We start from the raw sequence: 18,362 nt of genomic DNA on the forward strand, positions 1-18,362 counted from the left end.
TGACGGCAGCTGCGGTAGACGTCAGGCCATCAGGCCGCGTCGGCAGGGCTTTCCGCTCTCGCCGTTTCTCGGGTCAAGGCGGATGGGCGGAGCCTGTTCCCGGAGAGGACAGGCTCCGTCCGGGTCAGGGGATTCCAGCCGATCCAGACCAGTTCGTGTCCGGGGGCCTCCGTGAGGGTGCCGGCGGCGTAGAAGTCCTTGCCGTAGTCGGCCCAGAAGTACCGCTGCCGACTGGTGCGGGCGGGCTGGGCGGAGAACTGGATGTGGTCGACGTTGATGTGGCCCCAGCCGCCGGTCCAGGGCCCGCATCACGCCGATCGTCATGTGGTTGTCGGCACGAACAGCGCAGTGGTGTTAGACAGGCCGCTGGCCCGATCGCAGACTGCTGCCATGAGTCTGGTTTACCGAGCGTTGGACGAGCCCGCGTCGGGCAGGGTGGAGTACTGGCGGCAGGTCATCGGCGACACGCTGGGGCCGATGGAAGTTCGGTTCACTGAGGGGCCGGATGCTCGGGATCGGCTGGTCGTTGGGCAGTTGGGGAGCCTGCGGGTGATCGAGTCGACGGCCGGGCCGGGTGAGGCGGTTCGCACGGCCGCGAATATCCGCCGGTCGGATGCCGGGTTGTTGAGGCTCCTGGCCCATGCGCGCGGGGGTCGTGGTCGGTGAGTCTCGCGCGCGGCATGCCCGTCTTGCGCCAGGCGACCTGGTCCTTGTCGATTCTTCATCCCCGTTCAGGTGCGTGCATCCGATGGCCATCAAGACGGTGTCGATCTCCTTTCCCCGTACCTTGCTGCCCCTGCACCACGACGATGTCGCGCGATTGATCGGGCGGCGCATCCCCGGCGATGGCGGTATCGCCGCGCTGCTGTCGTCGATGATGCGCCAGTTGCCGGGCCGTCTGGCCGAGGCCGGGGGTCAGGTGAGCCCGCGGCTCGGCCCGGCGATGCTGGACCTGCTCGGCACGGCGTTGGCCGAGTGGCTCGGCGACGGCAGGCGGGTATCACCGCAGACCCGGGAGCGGGCCCTGGTCGTGCGCATCCGCGTTCATCGAGGAGCGGCTGGCCGACCCCGGCCTGTCGCCGGCGATGGTGGCGGCCGCGCATCACATTTCCGTGCGGTTGCTGCACAAGCTGTTCACCGACCAGGAGATGACCGTCGCCGACTTCATCCGGCACCGCCGGCTGGAGCGCTGCCGCCAGGATCTCCGCGATCCCACGCTGCGGAATCGTCCGATCAGCAGCATCGGCGCCCGCCACGGGCTGGTCAATCCCGCCCATTTCAGCCGACTGTTCCGCGACGCCTACGGCGTCCCATTCCACGAACCCGTGACCTGCGCGCCAACCGGGCCGCATGGGCAGCCCCGGCGGCCAGCCACCCACCTTTCGCGTTGTCGCCCACGTCCTCACCACGCTCGGAACAGCCGCGGACCCTGACTTGGACCAGGATTCCGCAGCCGCCCGTCCCGTGGGACGACCTGCGATGGGCCCTTGGCCACCTCAACCCACGGCTCAGCGGCCGCTCGTCCGGCGACAACCTCGCCGCCAAACGCCCCGTCCTACGACCCCTTCTCGCCACGAGCTTCAATGATGGTGATGATCTCCTCGCACATTCGGTGGGTGAGCAGGGCGTCGGCGGGTGACAGCGTGGTGCCTGCACGGACCGCGTCGAGGAAGCGCGCGCAGGATTGCTCGATGCCGCGCTGGCGGGCGACCGGGTCCCAGTCGGGGCGGCGGGTGCGGATCTGTGAGCCTTTGTGGTCGATGACGTCGGCGAGATCGAGGACCTGGCTTTTGCGGCCGTCCCCCATGACCTCGCAGACCTCTTCGGTGCTGCCGCTGTCGCGGTTCATGATTCCTATGGCGGTATGGCCGTTCCCGGACAATTGCAGGAGCACGTGGAATAGCAAGCCGTCACGGACCTTGGCCCGCACATCCATGTGAGTGATCTCGCCCGGCAGCAGGAAACGCAGCGTGTCCACCACGTGGATGAAGTCATCGAAGATGACGGTGCGGACGTCACCGGCCAGATCCTTGCGATTCTTCTGCATGACGATCAGGTCCCGTGGCTGCTTCAGCAGCTCGACGTAGCCGGGGGCGTGGCGGCGGTTGAAACCCACCATCAGCGACCGGCCGAACCTCTCAGCCAGACCGGCCAGGCGCTCGGCTCCCTTGAGGTGATAGTCCAAGGGCTTGTCGACATAAACGTGGACTCCCGCCTTGAGTAGCCGTTCGGCCAGTGACACGTGCGAGGCGGTGGCGGTGTGGATGAACGCCGCATCGAGTCCCGCTGCCAGCAGTTCATCCAAGTCGGTCGTCCACGACGGTATCCGGTGGGCCTCGGCGATCCGACGCAGCTTGTCCGCGTTCCGGGTGTGCAGGCGCAGGTCGATGTCCGGCAGCGCGCCCAACACCGGCAGGTACGCCTTCTGCGCGATGTCCCCGAGCCCTACCATCGCCACGCGCAGCCGGCGGCCGGTCGACGGCCCATCGGCGGAGGTTCCCATGGCGGCTCACGCTAACAGCCGCCGCCCGCATGGGCACCGTCCTCGACCCCGGCGGGCGCGGAGCCTGGGGCCGCCCGAAATTTCCACGAACCTGCTGGTTGCGGGTGTGACGAAGGACCTGGCCGCGGCTCGCGGCGTGCCGTTGACGGCCATGGTTTGATGCACCTTGGCGACGCCCACCAGTGACCCCCATTCGCCACTTGGGCGAGTCGGCGCGCGCGCCGACAGTGGCCGGTGACTGGACTCGATGCCGATTCGGGCGATGCGCGGGATGATGCCCACGCTGCAGCGTCACGACGCCAGCATCGCCCACGCGCGTGACCAACCGGACGATCGCGCAGGGGGGCAGCACGGACTGCCAACAACGCTTTAAGCGCTCCGTCGTACCGTTCTGGCTCTGTGAGGCTCCGCGCGCGCCCCACGTTCTGATGACGTTCGGCATTTCGAAGGCGCCCTGGATCGACATGCACGGGATACCGCAGCTCATCGTCGAGGGCTCCGTCGATGCGATCGCCAAGAGGACCGTGTTGCGGGCGCTGGACCAGCCCACCCTCGGTGAGCTCGTGTCGGAGCTGGAACGGATCACCGCGGAGTACTGCTCGCGCCCCTAGGGGAGCCAGGTCTCACGCAGGCAGCCAGCCGGCGCCGCAGTGTCTGCACGTCCACCGCCCTGTTGGATGCCCGCACTACTCGGTGTTACTGTGTAGTGGTACTCGGCGCTACTGAGTAGTGGTACTTGGTGGTACGCAGTACCGGGAGGAACGAGGGGGTCTGCGATGGACGAACTGACGGAGATGCTGAAGGGCACGCTCGAGGGCTGCGTGCTGCAAATCATCGGCAGCCAGGAGACCTACGGGTACGCCATCACGCGTCGGCTGAACGAGCTCGGCTTCGTCGGCGTCGTCGAGGGGACGATCTACGCCATCTTGGTGCGGCTGGAGAGGAATGGGCTCGTCCAGGTGACGAAACGACCATCCGAGCAGGGTCCGCCGCGCAAGTTCTTCGCTCTCAACGACGCGGGGCGCGAAGAGCTCGCGAGGTTCTGGACGAAATGGGAGTACCTCTCATCGCGAATCGAAAAACTCAAGGAGGGCGGGCGATGAATTTCTGGGAGACCGTAACGGGCAGCGACCTCACGAGGGAATGGAAGGCGTTCGAAGTCCGGGCCGCGGCACTGCCCGCCGAATACCGGGCGGCGTGGGAAGAGATCAAGGTCGGCCTCTTCCCTCACTCGGACTTCACGGGGCGCAACCTGATGCCGATTCTCGACGGCGTCCTGGGGCTGCTCGAAGAAACAGCGGCCGATGGACAGAGCGTTCAGGAGGTCCTCGGCGACGACATCGGCGCCTTCTGCACGGCCCTGACCGGGGGAGAAGGGGCTCGCAGCCATCGCGACCGGTGGCGCGAGCAGCTGAACCGGAACGTCGCAAAGAAACTGGGCAAGCTAGGAGGCTGACGTGGGCATTCAGGACATCATCGAGGGCAAGAAGCAGTGGCGGGCGCACATGGCGCGGGTCAAGGCGCTCCCGCCGGACTACCAGATCGTCTACAAGGAGATGCAGAGGTACCTCTTCAAGGTCGGACCGGTCGACCTGACTGACGGAAACCTGCTCTCAGAGATGGTCGATTTCTTCGAGGAAGGCGTGGCGTCCGGCAGGGGAGTCTTGGAACTCATCGGCGACGATGTCGCTGCCTTCTGCGACGACCTGATCAAGGACTCGCGCACCTACGCGGACATCTATCAGGAGTCCATCAACGGGAAATCCGGCACGGCCGAGAAGTAATACCCATCGATGTGGTGGCTCAGCGCAAAGGAGGTGGTCACGACATGGCCAGAGAGTGGATCGGGCATAAGCGATCCCATCGGATGACGACCAGCGGCGTCGAGCGCGCTGCCGGAGAAGGCACCGGAGATGAAGAGGGGGCCGTCTAATGACAACGCAGCAAGCCCCGCCGATCCGCGTGCAGGGCCTGGAGAAGTCGTACAAGGACCTGAAGGTGCTGCGCGGCGTGGACCTGGAGGTGGCGCGGGGCAGCATCGTCGCCCTGCTGGGTTCGAACGGCGCCGGCAAGACCACGCTCGTGAGGATCCTGTCCACGCTGCTCAGGGCCGATGCGGGGACCGCCACCGTCAACGGCTTCGATGTCGCCACGCAGGGCGCGGACGTGCGGGAGTCCATCAGCCTCACCGGGCAGTTCACCGCGGTGGACAACATGCTCACCGGCCGGGAGAACCTCGTCCTGGTCGCCAAGCTGCGGCACCTGAAGGACCCGGGACGCGTCGCGGACGACCTGCTCGCTCGTTTCTCGCTGACCGATGCGGGCCCGCGGCGGGCGATGACGTATTCGGGTGGCATGCGCCGCCGCCTCGACATCGCGATGAGCCTCATGGGCGATCCGCCGATCATCTTCCTCGACGAGCCGACGGCCGGGCTCGATCCCCAGGGGCGCGTCGAGGTGTGGGAGACCGTCAAGGGACTCGCCGGGCGCGGCACGACGGTGCTGCTCACGACGCAGTATCTGGACGAGGCCGAACAGCTCGCCGACCGGATCGCGATCCTCCACGAGGGCCGGATCATCGTGAACGGCACCCTCACCGAGCTGAGGCAGATATTCCCGCCCGCCGAGGTCGAATACGTCGAGAAGCAGCCGAGCCTCGAAGACGTCTTCTTCGCCATCGTCGGTGACACCGGCAAGGGCGACACCGGCAACGGCCGCGGCGTCGGCACGACGAGCAAGGAGCAGGGATGACCACGCGGTTCCTCGGCGACAGCACCGTCCTGCTGGGCCGCTCGATGCGCCACATCGCGCGCAGCCCGGACACCATCATCACGACCGCGATCATGCCGATCGCCATGATGCTGCTGTTCGTGTACGTGTTCGGCGGCGCGGTCCACTCCGGCGGGACGGCTTCGTACGTGAAGTACCTGCTTCCCGGCATCCTGCTCATCACGATCGCCTCGGGCATCTCCTACACCACGCTCCGGCTCTTCATGGATCAGCAGAGCGGCATCTTCGAGCGCCTCCACTCCATGCCGATCGCACGCTCGAGCGTGCTGTGGGCCCACGTGCTGACCTCAGTGGTCGCCAACGCGATCTCGCTGGTGCTGGTCGTGATCGTCGCCCTGGCCATGGGCTTCCGCTCAGGCGCCGGAGTGCCGGCGTGGCTCGCGGTCGCCGGCCTCCTGCTCCTGTTCACCCTGACGTTGACGTGGATCGCCGTCATGGCCGCCCTGTCCGCGAAATCCGCGGAGGGCGCGGGTGCCTTCGCCTACCCGCTCATCTTCCTGCCGTTCCTCAGCTCGGCGTTCGTGCCCACCGAGACCATGCCCGCCCCGGTGGAGGCCTTCGCCGATCACCAGCCGGTCACGTCCATCGTCAACACGATCCGCGACCTGTTCGCCCAGCAGTCGATCGGCAGCGACGTCTGGGTCGCCATCGCCTGGTGCGTCGGTGTCCTCGTCGTGGCGTACGCCCTCGCCATGGCCTCCTACCGCCGCAAGATCGCCTGACAGGGCGATTGAGAAATGGCTCGTATTCAGGGGGCCTTTATACATGTTCGATGTAGTTGTCAGTGGCGTTGCTGGATCGCTGGGGGCTGCTCGAGGATCTGCGCGGGGCGGGCTGCCGGCCGATGCGTTGGCGCGCTCGCGATGCGTACCTGAGTGAACGCGGTGCGTGCGAGATTGTTAGGGAAGTTTCAAAAGGGCGAGTGGATCCTGGAATGCTCTAGGTAGAACAGGTTTCAGTTGGGGCGTGCCGATCCAGCGGGGGAGGCGGCATTCATCCGATCCAGAGCCTCCTGGCTCTGATTCGAGAGGAGTCCCACGCCATGACCCGACTCTCGTCACGCACCATCCGGAGAATCTCGACCGCTGTCACCGTTCCGGCGCTGGCGGCGGGCGCCCTGGTGGCCCTGACCGCTGCGCCCGCCCACGCCGTGATCAAGTGCGGGCCGACCAAGGAGCAAACGTCTCCCGTCGTCGGCCACGCCCTCCTGAAGGCCTGCATCGAGACGGACGGCTATCTCCGCCGGGCCTATATCCAGATGGACTACGCGCGTACCTATGGAGGCAGGGACTGGGACAAGTTCATCGTCCATACGCGCCTTGAGCGGAACGACGCCGACAAGGCGAAGGCTTCCTGCAACTGGACCTCCGACATGAACAGGTACACGGTCCTGAAGAAGTACTGCTTCACGCCGTGGACCAACTCGAACGCCATGGGCGGTTGGACGGGCGATGGTTCCTACACCTTCAACTTCAACCTCGACGGGCAGGGGGACAAGAACGGATCCCTGGGCGGCTCCCCCAAAGTGAACTGAGCACGAGTTGGTTCATGCTGGGCGCCTGGACCGGGAGGTAGGGGTCCAGGCGCCCAGCGTTTTTCCTAGGGAAGAGCGTAAGCGCGGATGATTTCCTGAGAGAGCGCGTTGCCGGCGGTGTCTTCGGCCTGGATTTTGAGGGAGACCTTGCCGTGGCCGCGAAGGCGAGTGGAGTAGCCGTTGCGGGTCTTAAAGAGGAAGGCTTTCGTCCAGCTGGCGCCGTCGTCGTACGAAACTGCGAGGGACAGACGGCGCAACGGGGTGGTGGAGCCGTCCTGGTGGCGCGCTGTCAGGTTGAGGGTTCTGGAACGGGCGCGGTTGTTCAGGTCGAGGTCGGCGTCGTAGTCGATCTGGACGAGAGGGACGACGGCGGTTTCTGTTCCGGAGGGACGGGCGGAACGGAAGGTCCAGGCCGTCTTGGTGCGCGTTGACAGCCGGGCCCATGAGGCGTGGTTGTCGACGTCGTACTCGATCCGGTAGGTCGCCTCATCGGGCGGGAGGTTCAGGCTGCCGTTGGGCAGGTGGATGGTCGAGGCGATCAGTTTCTCGTCCTGGTACACGCGGAAGGCGGTGGCGAAGCCGCCGGGGAAATTGCTGGAGTAGGCCCTGGAGAAGTTGCCCGCCGCGTCGACGAGGCCCACTCGCATGCGTAGCCGGTCGCCGGTCCTGGCGATGGGACTCAGGGGGTTCAGGCCGCCGGTCAAGGGTGCCTTGAACCAGGTGCGTGTCCGGCGTTGACCGGGCAGATGTGACATCCAGACGGATTCGTCGAGCTGTACGTAGGGCGTGTCCTCGTCCGGGAAGAGGTGGTTGTACGGCTCCTCCGGCGTTGCGGCGCGGGCCGTCCACTGTGTTTCCTGGTCGGCGGAGAGGTATTCGATTCGTGAACGGGGCGCCCCCGTGAATGGGAACGTGTAGGCGGTCGAGAGGCTTTCCCATGGACGGCGGCTGTACCGTCCTGTGCTCATCGTGGCGAAGCCGTAGTAGTCGTTGCGGACCCGGGCCAGGTCTCGCGTGCGCGCCACATAGTGCAGTTTCTTCGGGATCTGCTGCTTTTCCGGGTAGAGCAGCTCGTACATGTACGGGCTGCTGACCACGCCCGCCGCCGTGACCGTCACGGGGGCGCGGGACAGGAGCGCCCGGCCCTCTTCGTGGGAGAGTCGCACCGTGGGGACGGTCAGCTTGATCCCGCTGCCGTTCGTGTCGCCGTTGACTCCGGGTTCGTCGTTGTAGATCGCGACCATCCGTGCCCCCGCCGCCGCGGCCCGGTTGGACTGCTCGGCCACGGAAGCGCCGTCCGATCTGCGGATCAGCGCGAGCCTGCCGCGGAGGTCGGCCCCGGGGCGGTCGCCGTCGGCGACGCGGAGCCGCGTCGTGCCGTCCAGACGCGGATACTGCGAGGAGACGTCGCTGAAGTAGACCGGGTTGACGTACTCGGGCGACAGCGTGAGGCCGGGAGCCCGCATCGTGATGGACGGGGCGTCCAGCCGCCACCGTGTGTAGATCTCGAACGAGCCGGCGCGGACCCGCGGGGCCGGCTGCATGAACACGCGTTCCTCGAGGTGGGAGCCACCTCCCATGAGCACGCCCTGGCTCGTCGCCGGGCCGTTCTGCGGGGTCCGCGTCCACATCAGATGGCTCAGCGCCCCGCGGTTGCGCCTGGTCACGTGGTCGGGTGTGTCGATCTTCACCTCGTTCGCCCGGCGCGCGTCGAGCACGAGCTCGGTGTCCTCGGTGATCTCGATCTCCGGGTGCCCGACGAAGCTGCGGTTGAGCGGGGTGTCCCGCGCGGTGCTCGACTGCCACGGCGGCATGGTCTCGATGACACCCGTGATCGAGTACGTCCCCGGTGGGACGCGGATGCAGGTGCTGCCGTCCCAGGAGGCGTCCGTGCAGGGGAGATCCGGGTCGCCGGGCAGCACACGACGTGAGCTGCCGCGGGTGCCGTCCTCGACGTCGAACACGGTGTACGTTCCACGCCCCACGCGGCCGTCACGGGCGATGCCCTTCACCCGGATGGTGACGAGTCCGTCCGAAGCCCTCGGCGCGGGAACGGCCGGCCGGCGCCCCTCGTGGAGCGCGGTCACATTGAACGACGCGGGATCGGCCGAGGTCTGGTCATCGGGGACGACGTACAGGTCACCGCCGGTCTGCGTCACCGAGAAGGCGGGCGTGTAGCCGTCCTTGCGCGGCACGGCCGTCACGGCGGCCACCCCACTGGGCGACACGTGAACCTTGTCGCCGGTCGGGAGCGTGACGTCGTACGCCTTGCCCGTGGCCGTCTGGGCGGGCTCGGCCAATGCGGGGGCGGCCGATGCGGGCTCGGCCGATGCAGGGGCGGTGAAGGCGGTGGCCAGCGTGATGGTCAAGCCCACCGCTGCGATGCCGCCCGTCGTACGTCGCCACATGGCCGTCCCCTCTCCGAAACCGATGATGATCGTTCTAGCGGGCGTTCACGCAGGTGGTCCAGGGAGGACGGTGGCGGGAACCGTCATGACGTAAAGCCGCCAGCCCCCGAAAAGGGACAGTCAACGTCTAGATTCACTGCATGTCCGAATCACGGCTCACCGGCGACCCCAGGCGCCCGGTGCTGGAGGGGCTCGGGGTGACCGCCGCCGAGGAGGCCGTCTACCGGGCGCTCCTGCGCGAGGGTCCGTCCACGCTCGCGAGCCTGGCGCCGCGCGCCGGCGCATCAGTCACGGCACTGCGACGGATGCTGCCTCGCCTGGAGGAACTGGGCCTGGTCACACGCCTGGCCGGACGCCCGCTGCGGCTGCTGGCCACCCCGCCGCACGTCGCGGTCGAGGCCCTCGTCGCCAGCCGCCAGGAGGAGATCGCCCGCAGCCGCGCGGCGATCGGCCCGCTCGTCGCCGAGGCCGCGCCGCATCCGGAGGAGCAGGTGGAGGTCGTCAGCGGGCGGGCGGCGGTGTCCCGGCGCTACCTGCAGCTCCTCCAAGGGGCACGCGAGGAGCTTCTCGTGCTGGTGCATCCGCCGTTCGCCACCGACCCGGCGGTGTCCAGCGACGAACAGGAACAGACGATGGACCGCGGGATCCGGGTGCGCGGCATCTACAGTCCGGACGCGTTCGACGAGCCCGGCGCCCTGGAGTACGTCCGGCGTGCCATGGCGTCCGGGGAGGAGACGCGCCTGGGGAACGTTCCGATCAAACTGGCCATCGCAGACCGGCGCACCGCGATGCTCCCGCTGACCTCCGAACACGCCAGTTCGGTCGACAGTTCTCTGGTCGTCCACTCGTCCGCCCTGCTGGACGCCCTGGTCTCGTTGTTCGAGGCACTGTGGCAGAGCGGCGTCCCGCTGCCCGGCCACGACGCCGCCCCGGACGACGATGTGCTCGCGCTGCTGACGGCAGGCCTCACCGACGATGCCATCGCCCGCCAGCTCAACATCAGCACGCGTACCGTCCAGCGTCGCGTTCGCGAACTGTGCGACCGATTGGGAGCACGTACCCGCTTCCAAGCCGGCGTCCTCGCCGCGCCCCGGTTCGCCCAGCGACGCGAGGCTGAAGACGGGCGATAGTGCCCTCGCTCGGCCGCCCGGTCTGCCGACCCGGCACGTCTCAGCCCCAGACCTCCTCGGCAGTCTCGATGATGAGGCGGAGTTTGGCCCTCTGCTCGTCGTGGCCGAGTACGTTGCCCTCCACGGTGGAGGAGAAGCCGCACTGCGGCGAGAGGCAGAGTTGCTCGATCGGCACGTGACGGCTCGCCGCTTCGATGCGGCGCTTCAGGTCGTCCTTGGACTCCAGGGTGCCGCGCTTGGTGGTGACCAGGCCGAGCACGACCGTCTTCCCCTTGGGAACGAAGCGCAGCGGCTCGAATCCGCCCGATCTGTCGTCGTCGTACTCCAGGAAGAACCCGTCGACGTTCAATTCGCTGAACAGCGCCTCGGCGACGAAGTCGTAGCCGCCTTCCGCGGTCCAGGCGGATCGGAAGTTACCGCGGCACATGTGGGTGGTGACCGCCATTCCGTCCGGCCGCCCGGCAAGCGCGGCGTTGACCTGCCGGATGTAGCGCAGGTGGAGATGTTCGGCGTCGTCGCCGCGTTCGGCGATCATCGCGCGCTGAGCGGGGTCGTTGAGGTAGGCGAGGCTGGTGTCGTCGAACTGCAGGTAGGTGCAGCCGAGTTCGCCGAGACGCCGCACCTGCTCGGCGTAGGCCGCGGCCAGGTCGGTCCAGAACTCCTCGACGTCGGGGTAGACGGCCGGATCGATGGACGCCGGGCCACCGCGGTAATGGACCATGTTGGGTGAAGGGATCGTGAGCTTGGGCGTCACACCGGTCCCGGCCACCAGGTCGCGCAGGTAGCCGAAGTCGTCGGCGAAGATGGTCTTGTCCAGGCGGATCCGGTCATGGACCCGCAGGGCCGCGGTGGTGAACTCGATGTCGCCGTTCTCGCGGTGGAACCGGACTTTGATCTGCTCGTCGGCCGGGCTGATCCCGCCGAGCCGGTAGATGAAGTCCATGTGCCAGGAGGCGCGGCGGAACTCGCCGTCGGTCGCCGAGCGCAGGCCCACCTCGTTCTGCATGGCCACCACCGACCGGATGGCTTCGTCCTCGATGGCGCGCAGTTCCTCGGTCTTGATTCGCCCGGCGGCGTGCTCGGCCCGGGCGTGCAGCAGCTCGGGCGGTCGGAGCAGGCTCCCGACATGGTCGGCGCGGAATGGTGGGGTCAGTCTGGCGGCCATGACGCTCCCTTCACGAGGATCGGATCAGGCAATGACGAATCTACAGAAATCTCCGCAATCGATGATCCCCACCGCTCGGCCGGGTGGGGTTGTCCCTACCGCTGAGACGCCTGGCGTCACCATGTTTGCGGTGTTCGCAGGTCCATAGATTCGGTGGCGGGAGCGGTTGTGCTCCTGGTGCCGCCGTTCGGCGGGACGGACGGCTTACTCCCATTCATGAGGTCTCGATGATGAATTCCCGGCCGCGGCCCTTGGAGGGTTACGCGATCGAGCTGCACGGTGTCCGGCGCACGTACGGACGCGGCGGCTCGGCCGTGCACGCTCTGCGCGGCATCGACATGCGGATTCCGAAAGGCTCCTTCCTAGCGGTCATGGGACCCTCCGGGTCCGGGAAGAGCACTTTCCTGCAGTGTGCCGCGGGGCTCGACCGGCCCACCGGCGGGACCGTGCGGCTCGGTGACGTGGACATCACGCAGCTGGGTGAGAAACGGCTGACCGAGCTGCGCCGCAGCCGCGTCGGTTTCGTCTTCCAGTCGCTCAATCTGCTGCCCTCGTTGACCGTGCTGCAGAACGTCGTGCTGCCGCAGCGGCTGGCCGGGCTGCGGCCGGATCGGCGGGCAGCCGCCCGGATGCTGGCACGGGTCGGCCTGGAGGGATACGGCAAGCGCCGGCCCGCGCAGTTGTCGGGAGGCCAGCAGCAGCGCGTGGCCATCGCCCGCGCGCTGATCACCGAGCCCGAGGTGATCTTCGCGGACGAGCCCACCGGCGCGCTGGACAGCCAGACGGCCCGGGAGGTCCTCGCGCTGCTGCGGCACACCGTGGACGAGCTGGGCGCCACCGTCGTCATGGTCACCCACGACCCGGTGGCCGCCTCGTACGCCCACCGGGTGCTGTTCCTGGCCGACGGGCTGCTGGCGGGAGAGCTCGAACGGCCGACACCGGCGGCGGTCGCCGACCGGATGGTCGCCCTGAGCGGCGTCGCTCAAGAGAGGCGCGCATCATGAGCCTGCGTCATCCCAACGGGCTCGCGCGGGCGTCGGTGCGCTCGCGCCCGGCCTCCTTCGCCGGGACGTTCGTCGCGCTGATCTTCGCCTCGGTCATCGTGACCGCCTGCGGCATCATGTTGCAGAACGGCGTCACCGCCGAACTGGCCCCCGCCCGGTATGCGGCGGCGCCAGTGGTGGTCGCTGCCGACCAGCACGCCACGCTCACGATCGCGGAGGGCGAGCAAGAGCACGAGCCCCTTCCCGGCACGGCCTGGCTCGACGTGGCGCTGGCGCAGCGGATCGCCGCTCGCCCGGGGGTCGCGGCGGCCGTCCCCGACTGGGCGTTCCCCGCGCACATCGGGGCGACGCCGGTGACCGGCCGCCCATGGTCGGCCACCCAGGTCACCTCCTACGGCCGGGAGCCCTTGGTGACGGGGACAGCTCCGGCGTCGGGCGAGGTGGCGCTGGATGTCGCTACGGCCCGTACGGCACGGCTCGGGCTTGGCGGCACCGTCGCACTGACCACCCCCCAGGGCACACGCGGCTATCGCATCGCGGGCTTGACCGGGGGGCAGGGCGCCGCGTGGTTCGCCGACGCCGACGCCTCGGCACTGTCCGGCCATCCCGGACGGGCCGACGCCATCGCGGTGTTCCCACGGCCAGGAGTGCCCACTGACCGGCTCGCGCGCGAGGTGACGGCGGCGGTCGGCGGCAGCGCCAAGGTCTACACCGGCAACGGCCGCGGGGCCGTCGAACACCCTGAGCTGGCCGAGGCCAAGGACCTTCTCAGCGGGCTGGGCGGCTCGTTCGGCGGCATCGCCACCACGGTGGCGGTCTTCGTCGTCCTCGGCACGGTGGCGCTGGCCGTCGGCCAGCGGAGCCGGGAGATCGCGGTGCTGCGGGCCATCGGTGCCACGCCGCGGCAGATCCGGCGCACGGTCGCCACCGAGGCGATGATCGTGGCACCGGTCGCCGGACTGGTGGGAGCTGTCCCCGGAATCGGACTGGCCTCCTGGTGGTTCGATCAGCTCCGCGACCGGGGCGCGCTGCCGGACGGCCTGCGGCTGTCGATCGGCTGGATCCCCATCCTCACCGCGGTCACCGCCGGTCTTCTCGCGGCCTTGCTCGGCGGCTGGGCGGCGGCCCGGCGTCCCGCCAAGGCACGGCCGAGCCAGGCCCTGAGCGCGGCGGCGGTCGAGCGGACCCGGCCCGGGATCGTCCGGACCGTTCTCGGCCTGGCCGCGCTCGGCGGCGGCGTCGCGCTGGGACGGGCGGCGGCCACCGGCTCCGGCGAGCAGGCCGCCGAGTCCGCGCTCGGCGTGGTGATGCTCTTCATGCTCGCCGTCGCGTTGCTGGGACCCGTCGTCGCATGGCTGTCCTCGCTGGTGCTGGGCGGCGTACTGCGCCCCACCGGCGCGCCGGGCGAGCTGGCGGCGGTCAACACCCGGGCCAACTCCCGGCGCCTGGCTTCGGCCATCACCGCCATCGTGCTGACGGTGTCGTTCACCGGGATGTTGCTCTTCGTCCAGAGCACCCTGGGCGACGCCACGAAACAGCAGGCCCGCCAGGGCGTGGTCGCCGACCAGGTGCTGACCGGACCCGGCGCCGGCCTCCCCGCCGACACGGCCGAACGCGCCGCCAGGGTGCCGGGTGTCGACACGGCGGTGGGGGTGCTGCGCACGGGCGTGCTCATCCGCGCCGGAAACTCCGTCCTCGACGCGACCGCGACAGGTTTGAGCGGCCCGGCGGCGAAGTGGCCGAAGGTCCTCGACGCCGGGGTCGCCAAGGGGGACCTGACCGCGCTGTCGGGCGACACGACGGTCGCTCTGGATCGGCTCGTGGCCCAGTCCGCCGACGTCACCGTCGGGAGCCGCGTCGAGCTGTGGCTGGCCGACGGGACCCGGATCCGGCCGACCGTCGTGGCCACCTACCGGCGGGGTCTCGGACTGGGCCAGGTGATGCTGACGCGGGGGACGGTCGCCGGGCACGTTCCGGCCGCCTTCGACGAGCAGGTACTGGTACGCGACAAGCCCGGCGCCCGCACGGACACGGTGGGCGGAGCGCTGCGCCGGGAGCTCGGCGTCACCGTCACCGACAAGGCCGGATACCTGGCCCGGACCGACAAGGAGGTGGAGCTCAACGCCTGGGCCAACCTGGTGATGGCCGCCGTACTCGGCGGGTTCGCGGCGATCGCCGCCGCCAACACCCTGGTGATGACGGTCCTGGACCGCGCCCGGGAAGTCGCGCTCCTGCGACTGGCCGGCGCGACCCGCCGCCAGGTGCGGGCCATGATGCGCTGGGAGGCGTTGCTGGTCTCCGGAGCCGGGCTGCTGATCGGCGGCGGCATCCTGGCCGTCACCCTCACCCCGATCGCACAGGGCACCACCGGCGACGGCCCCCACATCCCGGCCATGACCGCGCTGACCATCGCCGCCGCCGTGATCGCACTCGGCCTTGCCTCGACCAGCCTGCCCACCCGCGCTCTACTGCGAACCCCGCCCACCCCGGCCGGCTCCAACGAATGACGCCGCGGCACATACGTGGTGGCGTTCAACTGGGCTGCCCCACGGCACATGTGCACCGTGGTCGAGGCACGTACCTTTTACCGACACACCCCGGCGGGGACGAGGTCTACAACTATCGCCGGCTGGTCTGCGATGACGGGCGCACCGACCGGCTGGGGAGCCAGATGGCGGCGCAGAACGGGACCGACACGACCGACCAGCACGAGGGGACGCGGTTGCTGGTGGCCTACGACCCGAAAGGAAGTGGGTGGTCGGGGTCGTCATCGCCGATCAGCGCCGGCGGCGGTCCGCAGATTCCTTGCGCGTCAAGCGGTAGTCCCGCGCCCTGGCATGCCGCACCCTGAATGGTGGCGGCTCCTTCGAGTGGTGCTACGACGGGATGACTGTCTCGTCGCCGCGCCGGTGGAACCCGGACGGGCTGTAGTACCGCGTGACCCGGCCGGACTCGTCCACCTCGCGGCGGTAGTGGCGCATGAAGTTCCACAGCAGGGGCGTCTCTTCAGGGATGTTGTTGTGCGACCGGTACAGGTTCCTGGTCACCTTGACCATGGGCGCCGACGACCCCGGGTCCCGCCAGGTCCAGGTCCGGAAGCGGCCGAACCAGCCGCTGCGCTTACCTTCCCTTCGGCCCACGTCCTCCAGAGTGAGGCCATTGACCCCGAGATGGTAGGCGGCCCAGGAATCGACGTCGTTCTCGATGTCGTCCCAGAGGTCTCCCTTGAGGAAGGCCAGGTCGCCATAGCCGTAGGTCAGGTAGGTCGGGATCGGCCGCCGCGCCGCCGGATACGTGATCCCTTCGAAGGTGATGTCCCCCGAGTCGCCGGGGGCGGGAGCGAACGAGGTCGAGGCGACGGCCGCGAAGTAGTCCGGCTTGGCGGCCGCGAAGAACTGGGTGACCCTGCTGCCGGCCGACTGCCCGGTGGAGTAGAACCGTGTGGGGTCGACCTCGTACTCCCGGGTCACGAGCTCACGCAGTTGACGGAAGAACGCATCGGAATCCCGGTGGCTCACCGAGATCGCGGAGACGCTGTACTGCTCGCAGATCACCACCAGGACGCAGCCTTCCCTCCGGGCGACCTGCCACCACTGGGAAGAGTCGAAGAACACCTTGTCGGTCTGGGTGTTTCCTGGCCACACGAACACGACGGGTGCCCGGCGACCCCACAACCGGCGTGCGGACTCCGGTACGTGGACGATGTACTCACGGAGCCGGCCCTCGACCGTCATCGTCCGGACCTCCACGCCGAGGCGGTCGTAGTCGGCACGTCGCACCAGCTGGTTGCCGTAGGCGAAGGAGTTCTCGTACCGCGAGTAGAACGTGAGGAAGGCGAGCACCTGCCGGGTCGTGCGCCGGTCCCAGGGGTCGATCGGCCGATCTCGCACCGCCACCTGGGAGATCGGGCCAGAGAATGACGTCATCCAACGCTTCGACTCCCGGCGCTGCTGGTGGACCGTACCCAGGACCCGGTCAGCGACGCCGCGCGTGGCGGTGTCGTTGGCGCCACGCCAGTAGGCGATGCTGACTTGCGCGCTCCGTTTGGGGCTGAGGTACCAGGTCGGGAGGACCACCTCGTCGTACCGGATCAGGTCGAAGCCCTCAGGGAAGACCACGTCGACGTAGTCGCCTTCAGTGGTGCCGTCGAATTCCCGGGGCCCGACGTCGCGCAGGTAGCCGGCGGGGAGGCCGGGGGAGCCGAGGTAGACCTGGCTGATGACCCGCAACGGGAAGGCCGCCGCCCACGCTTCCAGAGCCGGAGCCCCGTCCCCGTACCCCACCAGGTAGTGCAGGCCGAAGATCGAGAAGTAGATGTTGGCCTGGTAGAAGGCCATCGCGACGTCCACGTACGCGCGCTCGGCGGTCGCGGCTCCCCATCCCCCCTCGCCCGGCTCGAGGATGAACAGGCCTTCACCGCGTTCGTCGGCGATGTCGCGCCATCCGGTCCGGTGCAGGAACTCGCCGGTGTCGGCGCCGTCAGGGACGGTCAGGACCGTGAAGTAGGACCGGATCGGCGTCTCGGGGGAGATGTAGACCTTCGCGGTGCGTGTCTCCCCGCCCACCTCGAAGGTCTTCTCCCAGTAGCCGGTCATCTCGCGAGGCAGCTTGTTGGCTCGGCTGTAGTCGTACGCCGGGGCCGGTCGCCCGTCGAGGGGCTTGGCCGGGCCGGGCTTCGACGGATTCACCGCGGAGGCCGCCGGGGCTTCGGTCGCGGCTTGGGTGACGACGGCGCCGAGCGCGGTGGCGGCAGCGCCGCGAAGGACGGCGCGACGATGGAGCATGGTCATGACGGCCTCTCCTCGTGATCGGGACAACTCAGCCGTTAGCTCGGCGGCGGCGGACGACGCCGAGCAGCGGGAACGTGGCCGTGGGGCGGGAACGTGGCCATGGGGCGGACTCACGTGCGGAAGGTGGGAAAAGCGGCCGAGCGCCGCCGCCTGAGATGGTCCATCTAGTGGGTCACTTGGTCCATTTTTCCGACCTGACAATCTCATGCCGAGCCGCAATCGACAAGTCTCGATGCCGCTTTCGTGCCGTGAAGCGCGTAGTTGTGGACACGCTATTGCCTTGATCGAGACGCAGGCTTACGTTGCTTCCGCTTGACAGTTCAAGCGATCCATCTAGCGGTCCGCTCTGGTGAAGGTGGCGGTGCTAATGCGGCGGCCACACTCCGCTGGCGCCATCGTGCGCCGGCCCGGGCGCAGGATCTATCTACCCGGGGGCCATTTCTAGGGGCCAGGTGCTAGTCACGATCGGTACCAGGGGCTCTGGCCGGTCCTCAGCTCCGCCCACAAAGATGATCATGTTTTGTCGGCGGAGGAAGGGAATCACATGGGTCAGATGTCGATCGTCTCGCGGACGGCCGTCATCGGAGGTCTGTCGCTCACGCTCGCCATGGGCGCCGTCCCCGCGATGGCCGCGGTGTCCGATGGTCACGCGAACGCTGTCCAGATCGCCAAGCCGCAGAAGTACTACGCCTTCGGGGTCAGGGTGACCAGCTACACAGGTCCTCGCAGCGGCAGGGCCATCCCGAAGCACAACAAGCTCCTGACGAAGACGAACGTCGGAGCGAACATCTCGATCGAGGCCAGCGGTGTGCAGGGCGCTCCCATGAGGGTGCAGCTCTTCGCAAAGGGCGGAAGGCCCTTGGGCCGCGTCGTGACGGTCAGGGCCAGGGACAAGGGCAAGATCAAGCTCAACACGGCCAAGGTCAAGAAGGGAACCAAGTTCTACTTGCTCTTCAAGTCCTCCTCACGCACCCGCGGCTCCATCATGTCGGGGAGTCGCGTTTACTACTGACGTCGCAACGACCGCGAACGATCTGG

General features: G+C 68.4%; 17 protein-coding genes and 1 pseudogene. 13 read left to right on the forward strand and 5 right to left on the reverse strand.

All coding sequences use genetic code 11. The annotated features are described in order from the left end of the window. Positions 1-29 precede the first annotated feature (29 nt). The gene (locus tag ACH34W_RS45460; RefSeq protein WP_395967582.1) at positions 30-278 is read right to left on the reverse strand and encodes a hypothetical protein; all 249 of its coding nucleotides are present in this window, start codon (positions 276-278) and stop codon (positions 30-32) included. Positions 279-640: 362 nt separating this feature from the next. Between ACH34W_RS45460 and ACH34W_RS45465 the strand changes: the two are divergent. Next, positions 641-958 (forward strand): annotated as a pseudogene (locus tag ACH34W_RS45465) (hypothetical protein); the annotation flags it as partial. Positions 959-1,085: 127 nt separating this feature from the next. Next, positions 1,086-1,433, forward strand: coding sequence for a helix-turn-helix domain-containing protein (locus ACH34W_RS45470; RefSeq protein ID WP_395967459.1), 348 nt, complete (start codon positions 1,086-1,088; stop codon positions 1,431-1,433). Between the two features lie 122 nt (positions 1,434-1,555). On the opposite strand, the gene ACH34W_RS45475 is transcribed toward ACH34W_RS45470, so the two are convergent. Continuing rightward, entirely contained in the window at positions 1,556-2,503 is a 948-nt protein-coding gene (locus tag ACH34W_RS45475) for a Gfo/Idh/MocA family protein (protein WP_395967460.1), read from the reverse strand. A gap of 428 nt (positions 2,504-2,931) precedes the next feature. Between ACH34W_RS45475 and ACH34W_RS45480 the strand changes: the two genes are divergently transcribed. The 7 genes from ACH34W_RS45480 (at position 2,932) to ACH34W_RS45510 (ending at position 6,827) form a co-directional block, all read left to right on the forward strand. Next, positions 2,932-3,114, forward strand: a complete 183-nt coding sequence (locus tag ACH34W_RS45480; RefSeq protein ID WP_395967461.1) for a hypothetical protein — start codon at positions 2,932-2,934, stop codon at positions 3,112-3,114. 165 nt (positions 3,115-3,279) lie between these two features. Further along, positions 3,280-3,606 carry a PadR family transcriptional regulator gene (locus ACH34W_RS45485; RefSeq protein WP_395967462.1) on the forward strand — a complete coding sequence of 109 codons (327 nt, stop codon included), beginning with the start codon at positions 3,280-3,282 and terminating at the stop codon, positions 3,604-3,606. Beyond that, on the forward strand, positions 3,603-3,959 hold the full coding sequence (locus ACH34W_RS45490; protein ID WP_395967463.1) for a DUF1048 domain-containing protein: 357 nt from the start codon (positions 3,603-3,605) through the stop codon (positions 3,957-3,959). The genes ACH34W_RS45485 and ACH34W_RS45490 overlap by 4 nt, the downstream gene beginning before the upstream one ends. A 1-nt stretch (position 3,960) precedes the next feature. Beyond that, positions 3,961-4,287, forward strand: a complete 327-nt coding sequence (locus ACH34W_RS45495) for a DUF1048 domain-containing protein (RefSeq protein WP_395967464.1) — start codon at positions 3,961-3,963, stop codon at positions 4,285-4,287. A gap of 148 nt (positions 4,288-4,435) precedes the next feature. Beyond that, positions 4,436-5,254: an ABC transporter ATP-binding protein gene (locus tag ACH34W_RS45500; RefSeq protein WP_395967465.1), complete on the forward strand. Its 819-nt coding sequence runs from the start codon at positions 4,436-4,438 to the stop codon at positions 5,252-5,254. Further along, entirely contained in the window at positions 5,251-6,015 is a 765-nt protein-coding gene (locus ACH34W_RS45505; RefSeq protein WP_395967466.1) for an ABC transporter permease, read from the forward strand. Before ACH34W_RS45500 ends, ACH34W_RS45505 begins: the two co-directional genes overlap by 4 nt. A gap of 320 nt (positions 6,016-6,335) precedes the next feature. Next, positions 6,336-6,827 (forward strand): hypothetical protein, encoded by a 492-nt coding sequence (locus tag ACH34W_RS45510; RefSeq protein ID WP_395967467.1) that lies wholly within the window; start codon positions 6,336-6,338, stop codon positions 6,825-6,827. 65 nt (positions 6,828-6,892) lie between these two features. Here ACH34W_RS45510 and ACH34W_RS45515 read toward each other — a convergent pair whose 3' ends face one another. Beyond that, positions 6,893-9,235, reverse strand: a complete 2,343-nt coding sequence (locus ACH34W_RS45515) for a PA domain-containing protein (protein WP_395967468.1) — start codon at positions 9,233-9,235, stop codon at positions 6,893-6,895. Positions 9,236-9,375: 140 nt separating this feature from the next. Here ACH34W_RS45515 and ACH34W_RS45520 point away from each other — a divergent pair, with 140 nt between their 5' ends. Then, a complete protein-coding gene (locus tag ACH34W_RS45520) occupies positions 9,376-10,365 on the forward strand; it encodes a helix-turn-helix domain-containing protein (protein WP_395967469.1) in 990 nt (329 codons plus the stop codon). Between the two features lie 40 nt (positions 10,366-10,405). Here the strand turns inward: ACH34W_RS45520 and ACH34W_RS45525 are convergent, their stop codons facing one another. Then, a complete protein-coding gene (locus tag ACH34W_RS45525; protein WP_395967470.1) occupies positions 10,406-11,530 on the reverse strand; it encodes a 5-methyltetrahydropteroyltriglutamate--homocysteine S-methyltransferase in 1,125 nt (374 codons plus the stop codon). Positions 11,531-11,757: 227 nt separating this feature from the next. On the opposite strand from ACH34W_RS45525, the gene ACH34W_RS45530 reads away from it, so the two are divergent. Then, positions 11,758-12,534 carry an ABC transporter ATP-binding protein gene (locus tag ACH34W_RS45530; RefSeq protein WP_395967471.1) on the forward strand — a complete coding sequence of 259 codons (777 nt, stop codon included), beginning with the start codon at positions 11,758-11,760 and terminating at the stop codon, positions 12,532-12,534. Beyond that, a complete protein-coding gene (locus ACH34W_RS45535; protein ID WP_395967472.1) occupies positions 12,531-15,041 on the forward strand; it encodes an FtsX-like permease family protein in 2,511 nt (836 codons plus the stop codon). Before ACH34W_RS45530 ends, ACH34W_RS45535 begins: the two co-directional genes overlap by 4 nt. A gap of 369 nt (positions 15,042-15,410) precedes the next feature. Here the strand turns inward: ACH34W_RS45535 and ACH34W_RS45540 are convergent, their stop codons facing one another. Next, on the reverse strand, positions 15,411-17,324 hold the full coding sequence (locus ACH34W_RS45540; RefSeq protein ID WP_395967473.1) for a hypothetical protein: 1,914 nt from the start codon (positions 17,322-17,324) through the stop codon (positions 15,411-15,413). 544 nt (positions 17,325-17,868) lie between these two features. Between ACH34W_RS45540 and ACH34W_RS45545 the strand changes: the two genes are divergently transcribed. Continuing rightward, entirely contained in the window at positions 17,869-18,336 is a 468-nt protein-coding gene (locus ACH34W_RS45545; protein ID WP_395967474.1) for a hypothetical protein, read from the forward strand. Positions 18,337-18,362: the final 26 nt, after the last annotated feature.

The organism is Actinomadura sp. 6N118 (assembly GCF_044326415.1).
GTDB lineage: Bacteria > Actinomycetota > Actinomycetes > Streptosporangiales > Streptosporangiaceae > Spirillospora.

Coding starts and splice junctions, on each gene's coding strand:
- ACH34W_RS45470 (WP_395967459.1), top strand. CDS start 1,086: ATGGTGGCGGCCGCGCATCACATTTCCGTGCGGTTGCTGCACAAGCTG.
- ACH34W_RS45475 (WP_395967460.1), bottom strand. CDS start 2,503: ATGGGAACCTCCGCCGATGGGCCGTCGACCGGCCGCCGGCTGCGCGTG.
- ACH34W_RS45480 (WP_395967461.1), top strand. CDS start 2,932: ATGACGTTCGGCATTTCGAAGGCGCCCTGGATCGACATGCACGGGATA.
- ACH34W_RS45485 (WP_395967462.1), top strand. CDS start 3,280: ATGGACGAACTGACGGAGATGCTGAAGGGCACGCTCGAGGGCTGCGTG.
- ACH34W_RS45490 (WP_395967463.1), top strand. CDS start 3,603: ATGAATTTCTGGGAGACCGTAACGGGCAGCGACCTCACGAGGGAATGG.
- ACH34W_RS45500 (WP_395967465.1), top strand. CDS start 4,436: ATGACAACGCAGCAAGCCCCGCCGATCCGCGTGCAGGGCCTGGAGAAG.
- ACH34W_RS45505 (WP_395967466.1), top strand. CDS start 5,251: ATGACCACGCGGTTCCTCGGCGACAGCACCGTCCTGCTGGGCCGCTCG.
- ACH34W_RS45510 (WP_395967467.1), top strand. CDS start 6,336: ATGACCCGACTCTCGTCACGCACCATCCGGAGAATCTCGACCGCTGTC.
- ACH34W_RS45515 (WP_395967468.1), bottom strand. CDS start 9,235: ATGTGGCGACGTACGACGGGCGGCATCGCAGCGGTGGGCTTGACCATC.
- ACH34W_RS45520 (WP_395967469.1), top strand. CDS start 9,376: ATGTCCGAATCACGGCTCACCGGCGACCCCAGGCGCCCGGTGCTGGAG.
- ACH34W_RS45525 (WP_395967470.1), bottom strand. CDS start 11,530: ATGGCCGCCAGACTGACCCCACCATTCCGCGCCGACCATGTCGGGAGC.
- ACH34W_RS45530 (WP_395967471.1), top strand. CDS start 11,758: ATGATGAATTCCCGGCCGCGGCCCTTGGAGGGTTACGCGATCGAGCTG.
- ACH34W_RS45535 (WP_395967472.1), top strand. CDS start 12,531: ATGAGCCTGCGTCATCCCAACGGGCTCGCGCGGGCGTCGGTGCGCTCG.
- ACH34W_RS45540 (WP_395967473.1), bottom strand. CDS start 17,324: ATGACCATGCTCCATCGTCGCGCCGTCCTTCGCGGCGCTGCCGCCACC.
- ACH34W_RS45545 (WP_395967474.1), top strand. CDS start 17,869: ATGGGTCAGATGTCGATCGTCTCGCGGACGGCCGTCATCGGAGGTCTG.